The sequence below is a fragment of the Sporomusa sp. GT1 genome (assembly GCF_014634905.1).
Lineage (GTDB): Bacteria > Bacillota > Negativicutes > Sporomusales > Sporomusaceae > Sporomusa > Sporomusa sphaeroides.
This window is the reverse complement of the sequence record NZ_BMBX01000042.1, coordinates 1-21,023: the sequence shown is the minus strand read 5'-3', so window position 1 is coordinate 21,023 and position 21,023 is coordinate 1. Positions and strand designations below refer to the sequence as shown.

Below are 21,023 nucleotides of genomic sequence, written 5' to 3'. Positions count from 1 at the left end.
AAGCCTTACACCCTGTATTCTAACAGGAGGTACTTTTTTGTTCAAAACTCTTTTTTGTTCGTTACAGGAATGCTCCTTAAATATTGTTTGTTTGGTTTATTAGTAATAACTGGTTTCTTAACTGTTCCTGCGGTGTCAAATAAGCCATATACCATTGCTTGGAGATTGCCAAATCCGAAAGAGCATAATGTTCGTTAATACTTGCCATAAAATCATTTGTTATTATATCTCGCAGTTGAGAATTAGTTGTTTCCATAAGGGCCATTGACATACTGTTGAGAGCAAACTTTGAATCTTTAAGCATATTCATAACAATATCCCTATCGGTTAAACTGTTTGGTATTGTCTGGTTCACCGTATCACTCCCTACTGCAATTTATTAATAACATGTTGATTCGAAATAAATTGTTGCATAGCTTGCATTCTTATGCGTCTTGCTTCAAGAGTTTGCTGCATGAATGTCTTTAAATCGGGGTCTTGGACTTGATTCATATTCATCTGCATCATCTTCATAATGGTCATTGCCCCATTCATCACTTCACTAAGCTCTAAAGCATCGTGGGGCGTTAATCCTGTAGTGTTATCCATAGAAATCCCCTTACATTTTAATATTACTGTATGGAGCAGTCACCATGGCGGACATTTGGATGTCTTCAGTGAATTGATGCTTAATTTCGTAGGGATGTGCCCAACCCTTCTGGATCAGAAGATCGCTAATCTGAAAATGTTCCTGAATACATTGCTGTAGTGATTGAGTGATAACTTGTCTGAATTCTTTGTTTGTGGCTTCCATTGCGGCTTTTGTCAGACTCATAAGACAAAACTCTGAGTCTTTTAACATATCAAAAGATATATTTTTATCGGCCATAGTACTGGTCCCTGGCATACTCTCGGTAATTGGCATTATTGTTCCTCCACCTAGAAAGTTGTATTTTGTGCTTTGTCCATTAGGTTCTGAAATGCAGATATCCTTTGTTGCTTTGTTTGTGTACAATTTTGTATGTATCCTTTTAAATCACAGTCATGAACTACACCCATCATAGCTTGCATCTTTTGCAAGGCTGTAATTTCACCTACAATGAGTTCGTGGAGTTCCATAACTTCATGCGGTGTGAATCCGGTTGGCTGGTTCAACATAATCCTCCTCATATTTGTATTGTATTTTTGGTTGGTTCACAATAAAATTAACTGCGTTCTTATTAACGTATTAGCTATTGTTTCAATTAAATAGGAATCTAATGACCAGCAAATTATTAATGAAAATTCAATTATTTAGCACTCCTTTCAGCACTATTGTAAGCTCAGTATTAGAATTTATACGTGGAAAATTTATCATAAGGGGAAAACTGATAAAAACAAAAAACGGCGGCAAAGCCACCGTTTAAAGGGGAATGAAATAGGGAATTTGAAGATTGATACTATGAGACGTTACCGTTTGCTACCACAGCCTCCACCACAATCTTTTTCATTGAGGCGTTCTTTGACGTTGGATAACTCACAGGCGAAATCAAGGTTTTTTTGAGACTTTTCATTACGACACTGTTCATTATTTTTATTTTGGTTTTCGTTTCTCATAATATCACCTCCAAAACTTAGTTTGTCTTTTCTAAGTAACTTTAATTGTGGTAATAAAAGTAAATAATATGTTATAGCATACTATGGGAAGCGAAGTTCAGTTATAAGTACCTGAAAGAAGCGTTAATTTTGATGATAGAGGGATGCTAATGAAGACTCTTGTTAAATTTGTATGAATTTGGCAGGAGCTTTGGGCGTTTGTGGCAAATATTACAAAGAAGTAAGTAATAAAGTTTCGTATCTTGCTCGACGGAACAGTCGCATTGTTTATGCAAAGGGGGTGTAACAGTGAGAATTGGCATTTTAACTTGCTCTGCAGCAACTCAGGATTCGGGGTGCTCATCAGTTAGTTGTCTTCATGATTTAAGAAAGAGAAAAGGGGCATTTGAAAGGTACAGTAATGATCAAACACTTGACCTAATTGGTATTATCAACTGTGCTGGATGTCCAACTTTAGCCGGTCCGGAAAAACTATTGAGTAGAGTTCGTTCATTAGCAGAATTCCGGGTTGATGCGATTCATTTTTCATATTGCATTGACGCTCTATGCCCTTATAAGTCAAAGTATCAGGCATTAATAAAAGAGAATTTTCCTGTAATCGACGTTATAATTGGAACTCACGAAGCGCATGTGACGCATGAACAATTTAGGGAAAGTGTTAAAGGCTTATTCTGCCAGCCAAAGCGAACAATGGTGGAGGTTATAAAAGGAAAGTAGTTACCAACCCAAGGAGCGGTGGTTGCAAAAATTCAAGGATAACCTTTGTCAATCCGCTGACGAAGGCTATCCTTGAATTTTTCAAAGGAATCGGAGAACATAGCCATATTGGTCGACATCCCCGTCCATAGGTCATTATTAATCTCGCCGGTGGTCTCAATTTACTCAAAAATTAATATAAATCATATAGGATTTATAATTTAGGAGGAGACTGCTTATGGCGAAACGCTATCTCACCAGCAATCAGGGAGCTCCTGTTACCGATGATCAAAATTCATTAACTGTAGGTGAACGGGGGCCCATATTACTTGAGGATATAGTTTTACTGGAAAAGATTACACATTTCAACAGGGAGAGAATTCCTGAAAGAGTATTACATGCTAAAGGAGCCGGAGCTTTTGGTTTTTTTGTACCCTATCAATCAATGGCTTCATTAACTAAGGCAAAATTCCTACAGGATCCTGAGAAGAAAACACCTGTTTTTGTTAGGTTTTCAATAGCAGGCAGTTCTCTTGGCGGCGCAGATACAGTGCGGGATATCAGGGGCTTTGCTGTTAAATTTTATACAGAAGAAGGTAATTATGACCTTATTGGCAACCATCTTCCTGTATTTCCCATTAGAGATCCTATGCGGTTTACGGATCTTATTCATGCTTTAAAACCGAACCCGGTTAATAATATCAGGGGAGGTCCGACAGACGCCAGCCGGTTCTGGGATTTTATGTCGTTAAGGCCGGAGTCTATGAATTTTCTTACCTATCTGTTTTCGGATAATGGGATTATCAAAAGCTACAGAACCATCCAAGGATATGGAGTCAACACCTATTCGTGGGTTAATTTATGCGGGGAAGAGGTGTATGTTAAGTATCACTGGGAACCCTGTGCAGGGGTTGAATACATAGATAGCAAGACAGCAGCTCAACTTGCAGGCACAGACCCTGACGTAGCAAGCCGGGATTTGTTCGATACCATTGCTGCAGGGCATACAGTCGAATTCGAAATGCGTGTACAGATAATGAACGTTGAGGCTGAATGCGAGCAGACGTTTGATCCCTTGGATCCCACTAAAATTTGGCCGGAGAACTTGTTTCCATTAATGCCGGTAGGCAGAATGGTGCTAAATAAAAATCCTGAGAATTTTTTTGTTGAAGTCGAGCAATCAGCCTTTTCGCCGGCGGCTATTGTACCGGGAATAGGTTTTTCGAATGATAGAATTCTACAAGGCCGTACCTTTCCCTATGGAGATACTCAAAGATATCGTATAGGTGTAAATTATTTACAGCTTCCAACAAATATGCCTAGAAGTCCGGTTGACAATATGATGCAGGACGGAGATATGCAAACCATGTATAATCAAGGTATTGTCAATTATTTACCCAATACTTTGGCTGGCGGGATGCCTATAGAGGCACCTCAGCAAGGAAAACCTGCTGAGAATTTCGCTTCAGGTAGTATAGCCCGGCATGAACTAACAGGCGACGATTATTATCAAGCCAGGAGTAGATATCGAACTATGTCTGCAGCGGAAAGGAAGCGTTTAGTTTCTAATATCGTAGAAAATCTAAGTCAAGCGTATGAGCCTATTCAAAGGAGGGCGGTTGAACAGTTTTTGCGGGTAGATAATGAATTTGGCAGCAGAATCGCACAGGGAATAAATTTGACCATATAAAATGCTACCGACCAAAACTGTCTAAGTGATTCTAAGGCTTAGGGGTGATTAGAGGATGATAGTAAAATAGACATTGGTCACCCTGCTGACTAATGTCTATTTTACATTCGACTATCTAATGACTTTGGCGAGTGCTTTGTGGAACTGTCCCCAAACCCTGAAAATTTTTCTATTTTTGTCATATTTTTGACACAATTTAAATGTATAGTATGAGAGAAAACTTATAATCTATCCCTTAATTTTTGCAAAACAGAATATATCCAATTGAAAAGAGGAATCTTATGCTAAGAAAACTTATCCCAATATGTACTGCATTTATTATTGCTCTGTCAGGCGTAACCGCCAGTGCATCACCGGCTTTGGAAAAAGAAATAATGAATGATTTGAAACAATTTAACGGACAAGTTGGTGTATACGCCAAAAATTTAAAAACAAATAAAACGATAAAATATAACCAGGATACGGTTTTTCCTACGGCCTCCACAAGTAAGCTGATTGTGGCTTTGGCTACATACAAATATCTTTATCCCAAAGCGCCGTCCTATAAACAAAATGAGTATGATCAAGCCATTGATCTGATGATAAAAGTAAGTGATAACAATACGTTTAATAAACTGCTGAATGAGTTTGATACAACCAAAAAAGACGGATTTAATAAAGTCCAGCGGGATTTACGGTTAAGTAAAACGAAAATCCATAATGAACAGGCGTTTAAAAAATACAATTATCATAGCGTAACAACACCTTATGAAATGTCCAAGGTTCTTGAGTCCATATACAAGGAAAAATATGTTGACAAAAAAAATGTGCGGCGGTTAAAAAATAACCTGGCCAACACAATCTTCCACGATGAGATTCCCCGCTATATGCAGGTACCAGTATTTCATAAAGTGGGTGAGCTGGATGATGTGCTTTGTGATGTGGGTATTGTTCAGGACGGACATGAGCCAATTTTAATTAGTTTTTACACCCGCACAGGTAATCATAGCTATTCCAGTGACTTTATTGCAAATGTATCAGCAAAACTCTACAATGCGTTACGGAGGTAAATGCGAGGGGCAGGAAAAGCGGTCTAACATCGGTGTCTCTTGGTGATCTTCGACATCCTTTCTCGATCTTTCGCATAATGCCAAGTATGTGGTATATTAACTTATAACTATGCTTAAGTGAAATGAGGATAATCTGTGGAACTGTTTGCAATACTACTAAGTTTGATCTTACTAATGTTCTTTTCTTTCCGAGGTTACTCTATTATCTTGTTCGCTCCGCTGTTTGCCGTTTTGGCTGCTGCAGCCAGTAATTTTAGTCTGATGCCGGTATATACGGAAATCTTTATGACTAAGGCGGCCGAATACTTTAAAATGTATTTTTCGATTTTTTTACTGGGTGCCATTTTTGCTAAAGTTATGGAAGAGGGTGGGCTGGCGCTGACAATTGCCGGAACTATAGCTAATAAACTAGGTAAAGAGAATGCTATACTTGCGGTGATACTAGGGTGTGCCTTCCTCACTTATGGCGGCATTAGTGTATTTGTTGTTGTGTTTGTTATGTACCCGTTTGCCAGTGCCCTGTACCGGGAGGCAAATATTCCGAAAAGATTTATACCTGCCGCTTTATGGTTAGGCACATTCACCTTCAGTATGGGAGCCTTTCCTGGTTCGCCCCAGATACAAAATATTATACCAACAGCATTTTTTGGCACTACTACCTGGGCGGCACCCTTGCTGGGCTTAAGTAGTGGGCTTGCTGTTTTTTTTCTGGGCTGGGCCTGGCTTATATACAGACAGCGTCAGGCTGTGGCGCTGAATGAGGGTTATGGGGAGCATACCGTAAATGAGCCGGAGGATAGAGAGGAAGAGCAATTATCAAACCACACACTTGCGTTTCTCCCACTTATCGTAGTTATCTTGGCTAACCTGTATCTTAGTAACCCCTTCCAATGGTCTTGGGCTTATCATTGGAACGAAGAAATCCTGTTATCTGTCAAAGTTTTGAAACTGTCACTTTTAAGTACAAGTGTAGACAAAGTACGCGCAATTTGGTCGTTGAATATAGCCTTGATTCTAGGTATTCTTTTTGCAATATACATTGGGCGGGAGCAGTTTCGTAGAACCGGTGGGATTGCAGCTTCATTAAATAGAGGTGTAAACAGCTCTTTGGTAGCAGTACTTAATACTGCTTCAGGCTATGGCTATGGCAGTGTGGTAGCCAGTCTGGCTGGCTTTCAGGTAATAAAATCTTTCCTGATGGATATAAAGATTGGGGCAGGCCCCCTGGTTTCGGAAGTTATTACCGTCAATATTATGGCAGCTATTACCGGCTCGGCGTCAGGAGGATTAACAATCGCACTTGGTATGCTTGGGGCGGACTACTTAAACTGGGCGCATGCAACCAATGTCCCGGTCGATGTTCTGCACCGTTTTGCCGCTCTGGCTTCCAGCGGGCTGGACTCAATGCCTCACAACGGTGGGCTTATTACAGTGATGGCAGTGTGTGGCTTAACCCACAAGCAATCATACTATGATCTGTTTGTAATTACAGTTATAAAAACACTACTCATCTTTATATTTATTGCGTTATACATAACGGTTGGGAATTTCTAAGTTTTATTTCGGTTAAAAGACTTTGTTCAGACACGGACCTCTAAGTGCAACACGCACGGAAGCAAGGGGACGCAAAAGCTGCTTCGCAATAGCACTTGATTTTATGCATTTTGGAGGGGGACTGGGACTGGCACGGCAGAAGCAAAATGTACGTCCTTGCGCTCCTCCTGTTTTCTTTCTTTGATATTGGGTTTGCGGATGACCGGTAATGGCATATTGATGATCGCTTATCCGGTGATTAGGAGCTGTGTCTTTTAAACTGATCTTCGATCTGTAGCAAAGCATTAACAATATTAGGGTCAAACTGGGTACCTGACGCCTCCCTGATGATGGTAAGCGCTTCTTCGTGGGTATGTGCCCGTTTGTAGCATCTTTCGCTGACCAGGGCATCATAAACATCGACGACTGCTACAATTCTGGCCGACAGGGGAATATCTGTCCCGGCTAAGTTTGCGGGATAGCCATTGCCGTCCCAGCGTTCGTGATGGAAGCGGCAGATGTCATAGCAGTGGCTAAGATAAACGTCCTCGCCGCTTACCAGCAAAGACTTGATAATTTCGCTGCCGATCACGGTATGGGTTTTGATAACTGCAAATTCTTCCGGTGTAAGGCGTCCGGGCTTTAACAGGATGTTGTCTGGGATGCCGATTTTACCGATGTCATGCAGCGGCACGGCTTTAATTAAAACGGAGTAATCGCAGTCAATTAATTGCTGGCGGTAAGTTTGCTTTTTCAGCAGTTCCATGATGAGGAGCTGGGTTAGCTCGCGGGTGCGTTTGACATGTTCGCCGGATTCCAGGCTGCGGTATTCGATCAGATTTGCCATGGTTTCCAGAAAAATTTCTTTTGTGGCTACCAGTTCATTGGCTTTGGCGTCCACTAAGTCCTCCAGCTTTTCGCGGTAGCGCATTAGCTCAATGTGAGTTGCCGCCCGGAGCCTGACGACTTTCGGGTTAAACGGCTTGGCGATATAATCTACGGCCCCGGCGTTCAGGCCCCTTATTTCATTGGTTTCTTCGTTGGCGGCGGTAATAAAGATCACGGGAATTTTTTGCAGGACAGGATCGGTTTTCATAAACCGCAGCACTTCAAAACCGTCCATCTCCGGCATCATGATGTCCAGGAGCACTAACTGCGGTTTTTGGATGCAAGTAATTAATTTGGTGACGGCCTCCAAACCGTCGGCGGCTTGTTGAATTTCATAGGAATCCGCCAGGATTTCCTGCAATATAAGCCGGTTGACCTCCATGTCGTCGACAACCAGAATGGTTGCTTTATCTGTTGTATAATCGCTCACCGGACTCCCTCCCTTTCCAGTAACTTTTGGATCAAAATTATGGTCGCATCCATTGTCGTGGTGAGGGAAGAAGTCAGTTGGGTGACATTGATCCCGTTTTTAGCCTGGATTTCAATGACGGCGGCAATGGCGCTTAGCTCTGTGAGACCTAAGTTGGCGGCGGCGCCTTTTAGGGCGTGCGCCGTATTTGCTGCTTTGACCGGTTCGTCTGTTTCGATCAGGCTAATGATTTCAGCGACTATTTCCTGTCCAGTAAAATTTTTGAGCAAGGTAAAGTAGAGCTTTTTGTTGTTCATGAGTCTGTCTAACCCCGCCCGTACGTCAAGTATGGGGAGCAAATCGGTATAATCCGGCGAAGTATCGGGCGGCAGGCGTTCGGGGAAGGTAATGGGCCGGTAAGAGCGGGCTGGCGCAGGGGCTTCTGTTGGGGGCAGGTATTTGTTTAGTTTTGTTATCAGTTCCTCAGGATCGAGCGGCTTGCCGATGTGGTCATTCATTCCTGCCTCCAGGCATTTTTCGATGTCTTCCCGGAATACGTCGGCTGTCATGGCGATAATGGGAACCTGTCTGGCCCGGGCGATGGGCAGGGAGCGTATGTTTCGGACGGTTTCATAGCCATTCATTTTAGGCATATGCACGTCCATTAAGATCAGGCTGTAGGCATCCGGTTGCCTGGCAAAACGGTCCAGAGCTTCGGCGCCGTCAACGGCAAAGTCGATCGCAATGCCGGTATCTTCCAGCAGAGAAGCGAGAATCTCCCGGTTGACGTCCACGTCTTCCGCCACCAGCAGGGAAAAGGCCGTAAAGTCATGTCGCTGGAGCTGGAACTGGCTGGTCTGATCTTTTACGGCCACTCCCATAATTTCATTGATTGCATTCATGATGGCCGACGGGAACAGCGGTTTGGCAATAAATTTACTTATGCCCGCCGCCGTTGCTTCTTTTTCAATATCGCTCCAGTCGCTGACGGAAATCATAATGACCACTGTGTTTGGACCGGTTAGCTGTTTGATTTTTTTTGACAGGTCAATACCATTAATGTCCGGCATCAGCCAATCGACGAAAATGATGTTATAGGGCGCTTCCTGACGGGCGTGAATCAGGGCGAGCGCTTCCTGACCGTTGGCCGCGACGTCGCAGGCCAGCCCGAAAGCGGACATGACATGGAGGAAGTAATCCCTGGTTTCAGGGGAATCGTCGACGGCGAGGATGCGGAGCGAGGTTTTGTCAATCTGCTTGCTTAACACGGGTTGTTGTTGCGATATGCCGTTTTTCACCTTGATGGTAAGGCTGAATTTGGCGCCTTCATCCAGTTTGGATTCAATCCAGATGGAACCGTCCATCAGATTGACGATTTTTTGGGAAATTGCCAAGCCCAGGCCTGTGCCGCCGTATTTACGGGATATACTGCCGTCGGCCTGTTCAAAAGAAGTAAACAGCCGGGCTTGTTGTTCTTCGGAGATGCCAATGCCGTTATCACTGACTTCGATTTTCAGGATGGAAATATTGTCCGCTTCTTCCTGTTTAGTTACGGTTAAGACAATGGTGCCATGATTAGGCGTAAACTTGATGGCATTGGAGAGCAGGCTGGTAATGACTTGGGACAGCCGGGTTTCGTCGCTGATGATGAAAAACGGCAGAGTGGGGTCCAGATTTACGATAAGGTTTTGCCTTTTTTCTTCAGCACGGAAGGTGACCACATTCATAATGTTCATCAGCATGCTTTCCAGGTTGAATTCATGCAGGTACAATTCGAATTTATTGGCTTCAATTTTGGACATATCCAAAATATCATTAATTACGCCTAATAAATGTTTGGAGGCCTGATCAATTTTTTCAAGGCAGTACTCTTTTTTCGCCTGGTCCTTAGCTGTCCTGGCAATATTGGTCATACCGATGATGGCATTCATTGGCGTTCTCATTTCATGGCTCATGCGGGAGAGAAATTCACTTTTGGCCAGGCTGGCGCTTTCCGCGGCCAGTTTGGCATTTGTTAAGGATGCTTCGGTTGATTTTAGATTGGTAATATCTACGGAATGCTGCAGGTGAACTTTTTTGCCATCCAGCCATTCGATGATGCAGTCGGTATTTTTATAGTACTTACGGGTTGCGGTGTTATGCTCTTCCCAGGTAACCGGCGTGTCCGGATTGGCCAGCAATTGAGGGACAGGGCAAAAGTCGCAACGCTGTGTAAAGCCGGCTTGAAGGACCTGCCAGCAGGTAGTGGCGGCAATGTCATCTTCGAGACAAAATTCTCGTTTCATTTTGTCGTTGATGAATAGCAGTTTGTTGGTATGGGGATCAGAGACGTAAAGACAGGCGTCAAGGCCGTTGAGCAGCCGCTGCAATACCGCCAGCGAGGAACTTAGCTGCTGCTTTTCGGCTTCCAGCGGCGCGCTGAGCATGCGGGCGATTGCCATGCCAAACCTGGCGGCGGCAAAGCCGGCCAACACGAGCAGCAGCACCATGACCGCCATGGCTGCCTGTGCCCGGCGCTTATTTTCTTCCACCGCCTGTCTGCCGGCCTGTTCTTTCAGTAGCGACAGTCTGTCAATGGCCTTGGCAAAATTGGCGGACAGTCTGGGGCCGTCGTTGACCATTACCTTAAAGGCAAGCTCTTTATTGCCGGCAGCACATAATGTCGCGACCTGATTACGGTACAGGTTGAAGTTTTCCAGGACATTGGAAAAGTAGGCAAATTCTTTTTTCTCAACCTCAGTGAGTTGGCTTGCGGCAAAGGTTTGCATCGAATAATCGATTTTGTTGCTGTTTTTTTTCAGTTCATGGATGTAGGAGGCGATTTTAGCCGGATCATTTTCAAGAACCATATCCCGCAAATGCACCCGGTTCTGCTCAAAGCAGCCGTTAATGACCCTAAGTTTTAACAGCGGCAGGGCCTGGTACTGGTAAAGATCGCTGTCCATATTCTGTAGCCGCAGAATGTTGACTATGCCCACAATTCCCACCAGCAGCGACACGGCTGCCACCAGGCAGAAACGCCATAATAATTTGCGACTCAAATTTGCGGGTAATGTTTGCATCAGTGGTTCTCCCCGGCAGCCGGCGCTGCTAACTCCGGCTGAGGAATAATAATAGGGGATTGATCGCCGGTTTGCGCATTTTTAAAGGCAGCCTGGGCCAGTTCTTTGAAAGCTCGCGAGGAGTGGGTGGCCCCGGTAATTGCGTCGACCTCTTCCGGGTTTTGATAGACCAGCAGGTTCTTGGCGAACCTCGGGCAATAGTCGCTGGGGCCCAGGCCGCTGTCGTTTATCATTTCCTGATTGTATGCCTGGTCCTGTGTTTTTAAATCGCCAGACTTATTTACGTAATCATAAGTCGCCTCTTCGATTTCGCCCCCATCATTAATTTTCATGATGAAAAAAGCCTTCCAGCCGTGCCAGTCTGGCTGATCATACATGGCGGAATATGTTCCCGGACTGAGTGTAACGGTAGATGCCGGCAGTTGCTGCAAGGCATCCTCCCCAGATGGGGAAGGATAAAACAAAAAGAAAAGGCCAGCCAGTATACAACCAACAGGCAATAAAGCATATCTGTTCATTACAATTCTCCTTTTTGAACCGGTCAAGACGTAGGGCATGCTGGCCACTATGCCTCAGGATAGCGGTTAGATGACGCTGATGGGACACATGTCCCCAAGTTGACATTTTACCCAAAGAAGATGGCACTTGCATAACTTCATAAATTATCTCGGTGAATGTTCATATTCATGGTATGGACAGTTTGTCCGAAGTGTCCACGATAGCCTCCTTGCCGTTTATGTAAGGGCCCGATTGCTTACCCGGTTTTAAGGTCTTTTAGCAATATTTGTCAATTGTTGTTTTACACATATATACTGTGAATACTAATAAGAAAGTGGGGGAAGTGTCAATTCTGCCGCTGATATAAACTGAAGTCGTCCAGATTATACCAGACGACATAAAGGCTGATTTTTTGCCGTTTGGATGGCAACCGGCAGGGGGAGTTAAGCGGTACATTTTAAGTGGGACAAGGCTAATGCAGTCCTCTGATTGGCATATATAGCTCGGACGAAAGGGAAGCTTGAAAAGTATATTCCTAATGCTGAATTACTGAAAATGCCTTTGCTGGGAAACTGGAAGCTAGAACACTAAACTTGAATGTACAGTAAATAGGACATTGGTCAAAGTATTGACTAATGTCCTATTTTGCGCTTAAACTATAAAATTGGTATCTGAAGAAGCGAGGGACGCCCTTTGTGCTTCTTTTGTAGGAAGCAAGGGGAAGAAAGGGCAGCTTAATTTCGGTTGGAAATTGAATATTAACATGCCCTTATTTAATATGTTCATATCACATTTAGGAACAGATAAATTGATGGCAGCAATCCGGAAGTTTTCAGTTGTTAACTCCAAGATTGCTGCTGTTTTTCTTCCTATGCGGAAGTATGAAATTTCGCGCGATCAAGCTCAATCCAGAATCTTACGCCTTGATCTAGATTCTCTGCCCCAAAGCTGTTATGATGACGTTCCTGGATTGCCTTTACAATGGCCAGGCCTAAACCCACTCTGCCGTCTTCCCGCGGCCGGGCCTGGTCTGCGCGGTAAAAACTGATCCATATTTTATCCAGACTATCATCGGGGATATGGCTGCCTGAATTCATTACTGACAGGCGGATTTTTTCCCTGTAGGGCGTTAAATCAAGGGAAATGATCTTATCCTGATTGACATGGGAAAGCGCATTATTAATAAAGTTTACGATGACCTGCTCAATTTTACCCCGGTCTGCATATACCAGGATTTCATTGCTGGTTTCAACTGATAATTTTATGCTTTTTTCGGCAAATATGGCGGTGTATTTATAGAGTACTTGTTTCACTAAAACAGCTATGTCAAATACTGTTTTATTCAGCTGAAAGTACTCTGATTCGAGTTGCGCCAGGTTCAAAAGATCTTTGACAGTTTGATCCATTTTACGGGCTTCGTCCATAATGACTTCACAGTAGAAACTTTTGTTGGTCTCATCTTCCATCACATTGGCCTTAAGCCCTTCGGCATAGCCTGAAATCAGGGAAATGGGGGTTTTAAGCTCATGGGAAACATTGGAGATAAACTCTTTGCGCAAGTGTTCGAGCTGCCGCTTTTTTTGAATATCTTCCGTAAGGCGCTGATTTTTCAGATGAAGCTCCTGGATGGCTAAGTCCAGTTGATCGGAAAGATAATTAATACTGTCAGCAAGGTCGGATACTTCATCATTGCTTTGGTGCTGGCACTTTTTTCTGAAGTCGAGATTGGCCATACTGTGGGCAATCTCTTTCAACTGAATGATCGGGTGTGTGAACCGCCTGGCAAAGACCACTGTCCAGAGGCAGCCCAATAAAATGACTGGTATGGCAGTAAATCCCATAAACTGATTAGCGATAGCAACACTTTCCGTTATGGTTGATAAGCGAATTCGCAGCATCAGAACATCGCCATTTTGCAGCTTGCGCTCTAAAACGAGGTAGTCTCTATTTAAAATAGGGTCTTTCTGAATTTCCAGGATGAATTGGTCATTAATGGATTGGTCTATTTTTAAATAATTGGAGGATACATTTGCTCTAGAAGTTTGATCTGGTGATGCAGTGGCTTCTGGAAAAAATGGCTTCCCGTTGATTAGGCGGTAAATGGAACTGTATTTGGTTATACCGCCTGTACCGGTAATCCGGATAGAAACACTCATGTCACTCTCCAACTGTTCCAGAGTGGACGCGATTTTACCCGGGTCATCCTTATACAGGTCATCAATAATCTGGCTGTTGTAGATTAACAGATCCTGCTTTTTGCTCATATAGTATTTTTCAAGGTATTGCGTATTTAACAGCCACACCAGGCCGACATACAACAGGACCAGGCCGCTCATACCAAGATACAGTTTGGTTTTAATCGGAATCCTCATTTAGCTTCCTCAAATATGTAGCCTAGTCCCCGGACGGTTTGAATCCATTTGCTCAGGGTACCAAGTTTTATTCTTAGCCTGTTGACATGCGTGTCTACTGTGCGCAAATCGCCGAAATAGTTATAGTCCCAGACCCGTTCCAGTATCTGTTCGCGGCTTAAGGCCTTGCCGCGATTCATCGCTAAAAACAGCAGCAAGTCATATTCTTTCGGGGTCAGATTCAAAGACTGCTCATCCAGATAGACTTCGTGAGCGGCGGTATTAATCGTCAGGCCGCCAAATTGAAACGGCGTATCCGCTATGATTTCGGTCCGGCGCAGCAGCGCTTTGACTCTAGCCACTAAAATTTGCGGGCTGAACGGTTTTGTAATATATTCGTCGGCGCCGATTTCAAACCCGAACAATTCATCCGCCTCTTGGCTGCGGGCGGTTAGGAAGATGACCGGTATGTTGTATTTAATGCGGATTTCCCGGCATACGCTCCAACCGTCTCTTCCTGGCATCATGATATCTAATATTACCAGCGCGATATTGTCGGAGAGCAGCGTAAGCGCTTTTTCTCCGTCTTCTGCCTCTAGCACATCATAACCGGCTTTGCGCAAAAAGTCTCCCACTAACTTGCGCAGACGGAATTCATCATCCACGATCAAGATGGTTTCTTTGACCATAGCAACACCTCTTAGATTAATTCTAGTGAAAAGATACAATATCCCTTTTTACTATTTTACTTTTAAAATGTGACAAAATTGTAACAAATTTGTCACAGAGTTGTAAACTAGTTTGTTTACAATGAAATCATCTATTAATTACCCGCTTATTACCTTTGTCAATAGACTTTGCTCTCACACGCCGGAGAAGCGGGTGTTTTAGAAAAGATGAATTCATCAGTTTGCGAGGGATGGGATGAAGTTAAATCAAATGCCGCAAAGGGAAAAAATCGATGCGATCTATATCGTCAGGGCCTTAACCATTATTGGAGTCATACTAGTTCATATCTCGTCTGTACCTGTTGGAATGGTAACTCCGGAATCAAAAACATTTGCCATTTACAATTTTATCAATATTTTTAGCAAATTCGGAACTCCTACATTTATTTTCCTTAGTGCCTTTGTATTGTTTTACAGCTATTTTTATCGTCCCTTTACCGGAATTTTGATTTTGGGATTTTATAAACGACGTTTTCTGTATGTTTTGCTTCCTTACCTGATTTTTTCGCTGGGCTATTATGGTATGCAATGTTATGTGGATGGGAAAGGCTGGGAAGCGTTTATTAGTCACGCTTCGTTTACGGAGTTTCTTTATATGTTGCTTATGGGGAAAGCATTTTACCATCTCTATTTTGTTTTTATTAGCATTCAATTTTATTTCCTATTTCCTGCCCTGCTATGGTTGTTACAGCGGTATCGTTATCTTACCAGACATTTGATCTGGACAGGCATTGTCCTGCAATGGGCGTTTGTGCTGGTTAATCAGTGGGAGTGGCAATATGCTGATAAAGGCTCTCTTTGTTTTTCATATATCTCGTATTATTTCTTGGGCGCTTTCTTGGGAATTCATTATGAATCTGTTGAAAAGTGGGTTTTGCTTACCCGGGAACGCATTCGATCATATCAAATCTGGCTTTGGCTGATTTTGTATTTGGGTTGGGGCTCAGCGGCAATCGCCAATGTCTATATCTGGTATCAGTTAAGGGCATATGGCATTATCCAGCATGTATTGGTGTATGAGGCGCTATGGCATCTTCATGCTTACATAACTGCTCTGATCCTGTTTCAGGTCTCCTGCTTTTTAATTGACCGCCTAAGCCGCGTGTGGGTTAATACTCTCTTGCATCTTGGTACAGTTTCTTTCGGCGTATATCTTCTGCATGCCGGGTTGTTGGATTTTTACTTTAGCATCCCGGTGGGAGATTCACCGCCTATTTATCATTTATTTGTGATAGGAGGATTTTTGTGGACACTTTTAAGTTCGTGGACAATCGTTGGGTTGGCGTTTCAATTAACCAATAGGGCCTGGATACTTTTCGGCCCTCTACCGGCGACGAATCTGCTCCGGCAAGAGTATACAGGGGAAACGGAAGGAGTTCCTCGTATACAGGCACAATGAGGAATCGATGAGTGTCTTATCCTTCCTCTTCTCACGTTTAATGGACAGTCCTAAAGGTGCCGCTGCCAGTGCTGCCATCTACAGCTTGGTGGAAACAATCTCAAAGGCTAAATTGGAATTTGCAGGACATTATTTGCCACCTGAACACTAATTTAATAATAACTACCTGTTATATAAGGTATGTAAACCCAAGCGCAAGCAAATCCTAAACAGGGAGCTATATAGCTATGAAAACGGGGTGAAGCGAAGGTCTGAGAAGCACGTTAACCACCTGGAAAATGAGAAGAGTCCATACTTATTGCGGCACGTGGATAATCCGATTGGCTGGTATCTGTCGGACGTAATGCAACGGGGGGAGCAACATTGGCAAATTCATTAAATATTAAACCATTAATAAATGAGAACTCAATATCTTTTGATTCGTATGAGAAAATGGCAGAATATTATTTTGAATGTGTTGATACGAAGCCATTTAATGCATACTATGAAAGGCCGGCTACACTGTCATTGCTTCCTGATATTAATGGGAAAAAGGTGCTAGATGCCGGGTGTGCTGCAGGATGGTACAGTAAATGGTTGTTGGATAATGGTGCAAAGGTAACAGCAATAGATTTTAGTCCTCATATGATAGAAATGACGAGGAAGAGAATCGGTGAACAGGCTGATATTAGAATGGCTGATCTCAACGAACCGCTAAATTTCATCGAAGATAAATCAATAGACGTTATTGTGTCATCCTTAACACTTCACTATATTAAAGACTGGAATCCCGTAATGGCTGAGTTTAATAGAATACTAAAGCCATTAGGTTCTTTAGTATTATCAGTGCATCATCCGTTTATGGACTTTACATATTTTCATAGAGAAAACTATTTTTTAACAGAGATTATAGAAGATGAGTGGGATACTAATATAGGAAAAGTAAAAGTCCAATTCTATAGAAGACCTTTGTGTAATATCATCTCACCTATAATAGATGCGGGATTGATAATTGAAAAGCTAGTAGAACCTATGCCAACAGAAAAATTCAAGGAATTGCATCCTAAAATATATGAGAAGCTAACTCGAAACCCCCAGTTTCTTTTTTTAAGAGCAAGAAAAAACTAAACAATTGCATGGCAAAAACAAACAACAGCTAAGAGAGGATGACCTTCTTTCTTAGCTGTTGTTTAAAATTCCGTAGTTATTTACTTGACTTACCACAAATTTCCTTCTACTCCAAATTTAACGTTAAACCAAATTCATCGAATAAGCCCTTTTTTCCAACAGCGGTTACACGTATAGCACGTCCATCAGATAAATATTCTATCCAGTTAAGCTCAAACATACGTTGCGTCAGTGATGCACCTAAGCTGCCAGCTAAATGATATCGGCGTTCACTCCAGTCTAAACATTGTCGAGCAAAGCAACGACGACAGTTTCTCTTTTTCTCGACTTCTATTCCGAAGTTTTTAAATTTGGTTTTACCTGCTTTAGTTAATAGGAAATCTTTACCCGCTTTCTCCAAAAATCCGTCTTCAAGTAGTTTGTCTGTTAAGCTTACCCCTAGTTTGCCTGCCAGATGATCATAGCAGGTTCTTGCAAGCTGTAAAGCTTGTACTTGATTCGATTCTCGGAGGGATCGAATGGGTTTGGAAGGAGAAATTGCAAGAAGGGCTTCAAGCGCAGTTGCCACTTCGGTAGTTGCAAGACGAAAATATTTATGGCGGCCGAAGGACTCTTGAACGAGGAGTCCTCCCTTGATCATTTTAGCGAGATGTGTGCTAGCCGTCTGAGGTGATATCCGAGCGGAACGGGCCAGTTCGCCTGCAGGTAAGGCTTTTCCGCCGAGCAAACTTAGAAGCATTGTGAGACGTGAGGGATCACCGATGAGAGCGGCAATTTCCACGAGATTGGGATTTATCATCATATTTTAATAGCTCCTTGTAACATTCATACTTCGATTCTAGCCGAATTATTGCTATGTTACAATATGCTCAAATGAAAAAGTGGGATATGACGGAGGTAGCGTAGATATGAATGATAAGCACCGCTTAATAGAGCAACATGGCTATATTAAGCAGCAAGAAGAGGGATTATATGCAATACGGGTTCGAACCATCGCAGGCAACTTAACTAGTGTTCAATTACACAACCTAGCAGATTTATCCGATAGATACGGTAATGGTCAAGTGTATATTACCACTCGACAATCAGTAGAACTGCATTGGATACCGGAAAAAAAATTAGACAGTATTTTTCAGGAAATAAATGAGTTAGGTTTATTGCTTGCAGTTCGTGGACCGCGAATATTAACCGTTATCGCTTGTCCTGGAATAAGGCTCTGTAAAAAAGGGATTTGCAATACTAGAAATCTAGCTACTCAATTGGATGCTTTAATGGTAGGGCGGAGTCAGCCGTCAAAAACTAAAATTGCTTTAAGCGGATGCCCAAATTCTTGTGCTAAACCTCAAATCAATGACATTGGACTACATGGAGTTATTGTCCCAACAGCTGACAGTGGTTGTAGTGGTTGTAAAAGTTGTGAAAATGTATGCAAATTCAAAGCAATTTCAGTACAGAACGGTAAGCCACATATTGCGGTTGAAAAGTGTATTGGCTGCGGATTGTGTGTGAGAATTTGTCCTAACCACGCTTTGCACATTCATAAACAAGGTTATAGCCTGTACATCGGCGGAAAGATCGGTAGAAAACCAATCTTGGGTAATAAGATTTTTGCTGTTATACCAGAACAGGAAGCTACTTCCTACATTGAGATCGTACTTCATGTTTATAATCAATTAGCTTATAAAAACGAGCGAATCGGGGATGTAATAAATCGAATCGGTTTGAATAGTTTCCTGCAAGAAATATTGCAGCATGTTCCAGAAGGCTAATATCCTGTTAAAAACGCTCGCATTATAACAGAATGAAGATAAAGATAAGCACGGTCTGGATAATATGCCACGGAATGATTTAATGACATGTCCGTATCTTTTATTCTTTTTATCCTGCTCTCTCCATATATCTATATGGGAGGGGATTAAAAAGTGGGAGAGAAAGAAAATTATGTTTTTCAAACACTGTTTGGAATTTATGAACGTAGTTTGGATGAGGCAAACAATATAATAGCCCGTGCACAAAATCCTTTAGCGGCTCTAAGTGTAATTATTGCAATCTGGGGTTATATGGTGCAGTCGATAATTTCATCACCAATACCAAGAATAACTTTAGAGAATTGCCCTATAATAGGAGGATTATACTTAGTCTTAATCCTAACGGTGTTTTATGTGATTCAGTCAGTTTATTATCTTTGGCGCGGTTTTCGGCAAGGGTTTAAATATGAACTTGTTGCGTCTCCAAGTCAGGTTGAATCATTAATAAAATCGCCTGACAGTGATAAAGACGTATTTCTTAAGCTGATAGAAAGGTATAAAAGTGCTAGTGAATTTAATAATGAAAAAAATATGGAGAGAATGGTATATATTAGGACTGCAACGGAAAAAATAATTCTAGCGGTGGCATCTTGTTTTTTTGCAAGCTTCTTGTTTTGTATTATTATTCTTTTAAAGTGAGAAACTGGTAGCATTTTACGGAAGGTGAATGACAGTATAAATAAATCAAGCATTGATGAATCGATAGATATGAGGTTAACTCGTATTGAAAATGGATTAGAGGATATTAAGAAGCAACTTTCATCGATTTCAGAGAGAATGAATCTGATTGACTCAAATACTATTTCAACAACTAAAACAACATGGGACAAACATTATAGTGTTTATTAGAATGATATAGGAAAGAGACTCAGAGATGCCCCGCTGTTTGTTAGCAGTTTAAATGAATTTGCAGTTGATGTGTATAAGTTGATAGTTGAACCATAGACATTAGGAAAAGAACATCTTAATGTCTATTTTTATAAAGTGGTTTCGATGTCAAGTAGAACCTAGACACTGAACCATATTGGCCTACGCGGACTGCGTTTGATACAATGGTTGCGGAAGCAGAGCTGGAATATACTCAAAAAGAATATGTTTCATTGGCAGATTTAAAGCGAGAGAATAAAAATGTATGAAGTTGTTATTCGACTCATCTATACTTGCATTTTGCCGCAAACAGGCTATAATTAAAAATAGGTGGGAATTAAAAAGTCGACGTGACCTGAAAGTGCGGCAACACTTCCAGGCCCGCGCAAGGTGCCGTAACACCTACACGTAACAGCCAAGCTGTCCACGACGACATTTCTATTATACACCGCTCTTCTGGCGCCGCACAAGCGGGGGAGTGCGGGGGTAATAACCGTTGCCGCCGACGCGCCGGGCTGTGAGTGCGACTGGACGCAGCAATTTATTTGGACCAGCCTCAGCCGCTGATGATCAGCAGCAGGGCACCCGAACCCCAGGGTTTGCGGCCGCCCTTGTTGTTTAGGCCGGGTATCCGGCTTATTAGCGTTGAGTATATAACAGACATCGATACAGGACGCATGTGTAGGGTAAACCCTTTGCATGCGTCTTTTTAATTTCCCCCTGTAAAAAAGCTGACGGCCCTATCGGCCGCAGTCTGAATATAGGGGGTATATAATTGTCTGATCAAGTAACAACATCTGACTTAGTTTTTTGTCCGGGACCGGTATCAGCCCTGCCGGCAGAGCGGGACCGGGAGACACAGCAGCCCGGGGCCGTGCCGGACGACCGGCTTATGCTGCAAAGCATCTTAAACGAGGCCTTTAATCAGTATATCTTTAACAGGGTGGAGAATATTCTTAAACTGGCCGAAACCAATGATGCCGACTACAGTAAGACGGTTCATGAGGTCAGAGGCCTCCTGAGCCGTATGCTGAAGCTGGCCGGAAAACTGAAGGACCAGTATCCGGAATTGATTGACCTGGTCATGGAGTTGGAGTCGTACACAGCCCTGGAATCAGGCCAGTCGGCGGACATTGCCTACAAACAGGGGTTACGGGACAGCGGTTATATCCACCAGGAATTTATGACCTTCCTGCAGCAGCGGTAGGATTGAAGTGTAGTGGTGGGTAATTTTCTCCTGTCAAGCATCTGAAATATCCGCAGCGGGCAATGAGTCCGCGTTCTCATTAATTGTAACCGTCTAACAAGAAAGTGGATAGAATCTTAAAAATGGGTATGGGATAATAACTCTAAAAGTGATATG

Annotated in this window: 20 protein-coding genes; 9 read left to right on the top strand and 11 right to left on the bottom strand. The window is 42.8% G+C overall.

Translation table 11 applies throughout. From position 1 onward, the window contains the following. Nucleotides 1-76 precede the first annotated feature (76 nt). The 5 genes from GT1_RS21220 to GT1_RS21200 all read right to left on the bottom strand — a co-directional run bounded on the left by GT1_RS21220 (nt 77) and on the right by GT1_RS21200 (nt 1,575). Entirely contained in the window at nt 77-355 is a 279-nt protein-coding gene (locus GT1_RS21220; protein WP_223226422.1) for a spore coat protein, read from the bottom strand. Nucleotides 356-366: 11 nt separating this feature from the next. Further along, the gene (locus GT1_RS21215; protein ID WP_188400390.1) at nt 367-588 is read right to left on the bottom strand and encodes a hypothetical protein; all 222 of its coding nucleotides are present in this window, start codon (nt 586-588) and stop codon (nt 367-369) included. A 10-nt stretch (nt 589-598) separates the two neighbouring features. Then, nucleotides 599-904 carry a spore coat protein gene (locus GT1_RS21210; protein WP_188400389.1) on the bottom strand — a complete coding sequence of 102 codons (306 nt, stop codon included), beginning with the start codon at nt 902-904 and terminating at the stop codon, nt 599-601. 14 nt (nt 905-918) lie between these two features. After that, nucleotides 919-1,137: a spore coat protein gene (locus tag GT1_RS21205; protein ID WP_188400388.1), complete on the bottom strand. Its 219-nt coding sequence runs from the start codon at nt 1,135-1,137 to the stop codon at nt 919-921. Nucleotides 1,138-1,428: 291 nt separating this feature from the next. After that, nucleotides 1,429-1,575: a hypothetical protein gene (locus GT1_RS21200; protein WP_188400387.1), complete on the bottom strand. Its 147-nt coding sequence runs from the start codon at nt 1,573-1,575 to the stop codon at nt 1,429-1,431. Nucleotides 1,576-1,863: 288 nt separating this feature from the next. On the opposite strand from GT1_RS21200, the gene GT1_RS21195 reads away from it, so the two are divergent. From GT1_RS21195 to GT1_RS21180, 4 genes are all read left to right on the top strand, one after another. Continuing rightward, nucleotides 1,864-2,292 (top strand): CGGC domain-containing protein, encoded by a 429-nt coding sequence (locus GT1_RS21195; protein ID WP_083945425.1) that lies wholly within the window; start codon nt 1,864-1,866, stop codon nt 2,290-2,292. Between the two features lie 217 nt (nt 2,293-2,509). After that, nucleotides 2,510-3,961, top strand: a complete 1,452-nt coding sequence (locus GT1_RS21190) for a catalase (protein WP_188400386.1) — start codon at nt 2,510-2,512, stop codon at nt 3,959-3,961. A gap of 281 nt (nt 3,962-4,242) precedes the next feature. After that, complete coding sequence (locus GT1_RS21185) at nt 4,243-5,010, top strand: serine hydrolase (protein ID WP_223226421.1); 768 nt, start codon at nt 4,243-4,245, stop codon at nt 5,008-5,010. Between the two features lie 135 nt (nt 5,011-5,145). Next, nucleotides 5,146-6,564: a GntP family permease gene (locus GT1_RS21180; RefSeq protein WP_188400385.1), complete on the top strand. Its 1,419-nt coding sequence runs from the start codon at nt 5,146-5,148 to the stop codon at nt 6,562-6,564. 238 nt (nt 6,565-6,802) lie between these two features. On the opposite strand, the gene GT1_RS21175 is transcribed toward GT1_RS21180, so the two are convergent. The 5 genes from GT1_RS21175 to GT1_RS21155 all read right to left on the bottom strand — a co-directional run bounded on the left by GT1_RS21175 (nt 6,803) and on the right by GT1_RS21155 (nt 14,440). After that, nucleotides 6,803-7,861: an HD domain-containing phosphohydrolase gene (locus GT1_RS21175; RefSeq protein ID WP_075754087.1), complete on the bottom strand. Its 1,059-nt coding sequence runs from the start codon at nt 7,859-7,861 to the stop codon at nt 6,803-6,805. After that, nucleotides 7,858-10,902, bottom strand: coding sequence for a response regulator (locus tag GT1_RS21170; RefSeq protein WP_188400384.1), 3,045 nt, complete (start codon nt 10,900-10,902; stop codon nt 7,858-7,860). Before GT1_RS21170 ends, GT1_RS21175 begins: the two co-directional genes overlap by 4 nt. Beyond that, nucleotides 10,902-11,420 carry an FMN-binding protein gene (locus GT1_RS21165; protein WP_158027050.1) on the bottom strand — a complete coding sequence of 173 codons (519 nt, stop codon included), beginning with the start codon at nt 11,418-11,420 and terminating at the stop codon, nt 10,902-10,904. The genes GT1_RS21170 and GT1_RS21165 overlap by 1 nt, the downstream gene beginning before the upstream one ends. 849 nt (nt 11,421-12,269) lie before the next feature. Beyond that, nucleotides 12,270-13,772 (bottom strand): HAMP domain-containing sensor histidine kinase, encoded by a 1,503-nt coding sequence (locus tag GT1_RS21160; RefSeq protein WP_188400383.1) that lies wholly within the window; start codon nt 13,770-13,772, stop codon nt 12,270-12,272. Next, on the bottom strand, nt 13,769-14,440 hold the full coding sequence (locus tag GT1_RS21155; RefSeq protein ID WP_188400382.1) for a response regulator transcription factor: 672 nt from the start codon (nt 14,438-14,440) through the stop codon (nt 13,769-13,771). The genes GT1_RS21160 and GT1_RS21155 overlap by 4 nt, the downstream gene beginning before the upstream one ends. A gap of 235 nt (nt 14,441-14,675) precedes the next feature. On the opposite strand from GT1_RS21155, the gene GT1_RS21150 reads away from it, so the two are divergent. Continuing rightward, nucleotides 14,676-15,878 (top strand): acyltransferase, encoded by a 1,203-nt coding sequence (locus GT1_RS21150; RefSeq protein WP_188400381.1) that lies wholly within the window; start codon nt 14,676-14,678, stop codon nt 15,876-15,878. 363 nt (nt 15,879-16,241) lie between these two features. Beyond that, complete coding sequence (locus GT1_RS21140; protein ID WP_223226420.1) at nt 16,242-16,985, top strand: class I SAM-dependent methyltransferase; 744 nt, start codon at nt 16,242-16,244, stop codon at nt 16,983-16,985. 106 nt (nt 16,986-17,091) lie between these two features. Here GT1_RS21140 and GT1_RS21135 read toward each other — a convergent pair whose 3' ends face one another. Further along, nucleotides 17,092-17,787, bottom strand: coding sequence for a helix-turn-helix transcriptional regulator (locus GT1_RS21135; RefSeq protein WP_188400379.1), 696 nt, complete (start codon nt 17,785-17,787; stop codon nt 17,092-17,094). A 106-nt stretch (nt 17,788-17,893) separates the two neighbouring features. Here GT1_RS21135 and GT1_RS21130 point away from each other — a divergent pair, with 106 nt between their 5' ends. The 3 genes from GT1_RS21130 to GT1_RS21120 all read left to right on the top strand — a co-directional run bounded on the left by GT1_RS21130 (nt 17,894) and on the right by GT1_RS21120 (nt 20,867). Continuing rightward, complete coding sequence (locus GT1_RS21130) at nt 17,894-18,754, top strand: 4Fe-4S dicluster domain-containing protein (protein ID WP_188400378.1); 861 nt, start codon at nt 17,894-17,896, stop codon at nt 18,752-18,754. A gap of 153 nt (nt 18,755-18,907) precedes the next feature. After that, nucleotides 18,908-19,432: a hypothetical protein gene (locus GT1_RS21125; protein WP_075754108.1), complete on the top strand. Its 525-nt coding sequence runs from the start codon at nt 18,908-18,910 to the stop codon at nt 19,430-19,432. A gap of 1,003 nt (nt 19,433-20,435) precedes the next feature. After that, nucleotides 20,436-20,867, top strand: coding sequence for a hypothetical protein (locus GT1_RS21120; RefSeq protein WP_188400377.1), 432 nt, complete (start codon nt 20,436-20,438; stop codon nt 20,865-20,867). Nucleotides 20,868-21,023: the final 156 nt, after the last annotated feature.

What these genes read in the sequence shown, in the direction of transcription:
- GT1_RS21215 (WP_188400390.1), bottom strand. Translation starts at nt 588, where the DNA reads ATGGATAACACTACAGGATTAACGCCCCACGATGCTTTAGAGCTTAGT.
- GT1_RS21185 (WP_223226421.1), top strand. Translation starts at nt 4,243, where the DNA reads ATGCTAAGAAAACTTATCCCAATATGTACTGCATTTATTATTGCTCTG.
- GT1_RS21150 (WP_188400381.1), top strand. Translation starts at nt 14,676, where the DNA reads ATGAAGTTAAATCAAATGCCGCAAAGGGAAAAAATCGATGCGATCTAT.
- GT1_RS21210 (WP_188400389.1), bottom strand. Translation starts at nt 904, where the DNA reads ATGCCAATTACCGAGAGTATGCCAGGGACCAGTACTATGGCCGATAAA.
- GT1_RS21160 (WP_188400383.1), bottom strand. Translation starts at nt 13,772, where the DNA reads ATGAGGATTCCGATTAAAACCAAACTGTATCTTGGTATGAGCGGCCTG.
- GT1_RS21205 (WP_188400388.1), bottom strand. Translation starts at nt 1,137, where the DNA reads ATGTTGAACCAGCCAACCGGATTCACACCGCATGAAGTTATGGAACTC.
- GT1_RS21190 (WP_188400386.1), top strand. Translation starts at nt 2,510, where the DNA reads ATGGCGAAACGCTATCTCACCAGCAATCAGGGAGCTCCTGTTACCGAT.
- GT1_RS21130 (WP_188400378.1), top strand. Translation starts at nt 17,894, where the DNA reads ATGAATGATAAGCACCGCTTAATAGAGCAACATGGCTATATTAAGCAG.
- GT1_RS21170 (WP_188400384.1), bottom strand. Translation starts at nt 10,902, where the DNA reads ATGCAAACATTACCCGCAAATTTGAGTCGCAAATTATTATGGCGTTTC.
- GT1_RS21135 (WP_188400379.1), bottom strand. Translation starts at nt 17,787, where the DNA reads ATGATGATAAATCCCAATCTCGTGGAAATTGCCGCTCTCATCGGTGAT.
- GT1_RS21165 (WP_158027050.1), bottom strand. Translation starts at nt 11,420, where the DNA reads ATGAACAGATATGCTTTATTGCCTGTTGGTTGTATACTGGCTGGCCTT.
- GT1_RS21200 (WP_188400387.1), bottom strand. Translation starts at nt 1,575, where the DNA reads ATGAGAAACGAAAACCAAAATAAAAATAATGAACAGTGTCGTAATGAA.
- GT1_RS21155 (WP_188400382.1), bottom strand. Translation starts at nt 14,440, where the DNA reads ATGGTCAAAGAAACCATCTTGATCGTGGATGATGAATTCCGTCTGCGC.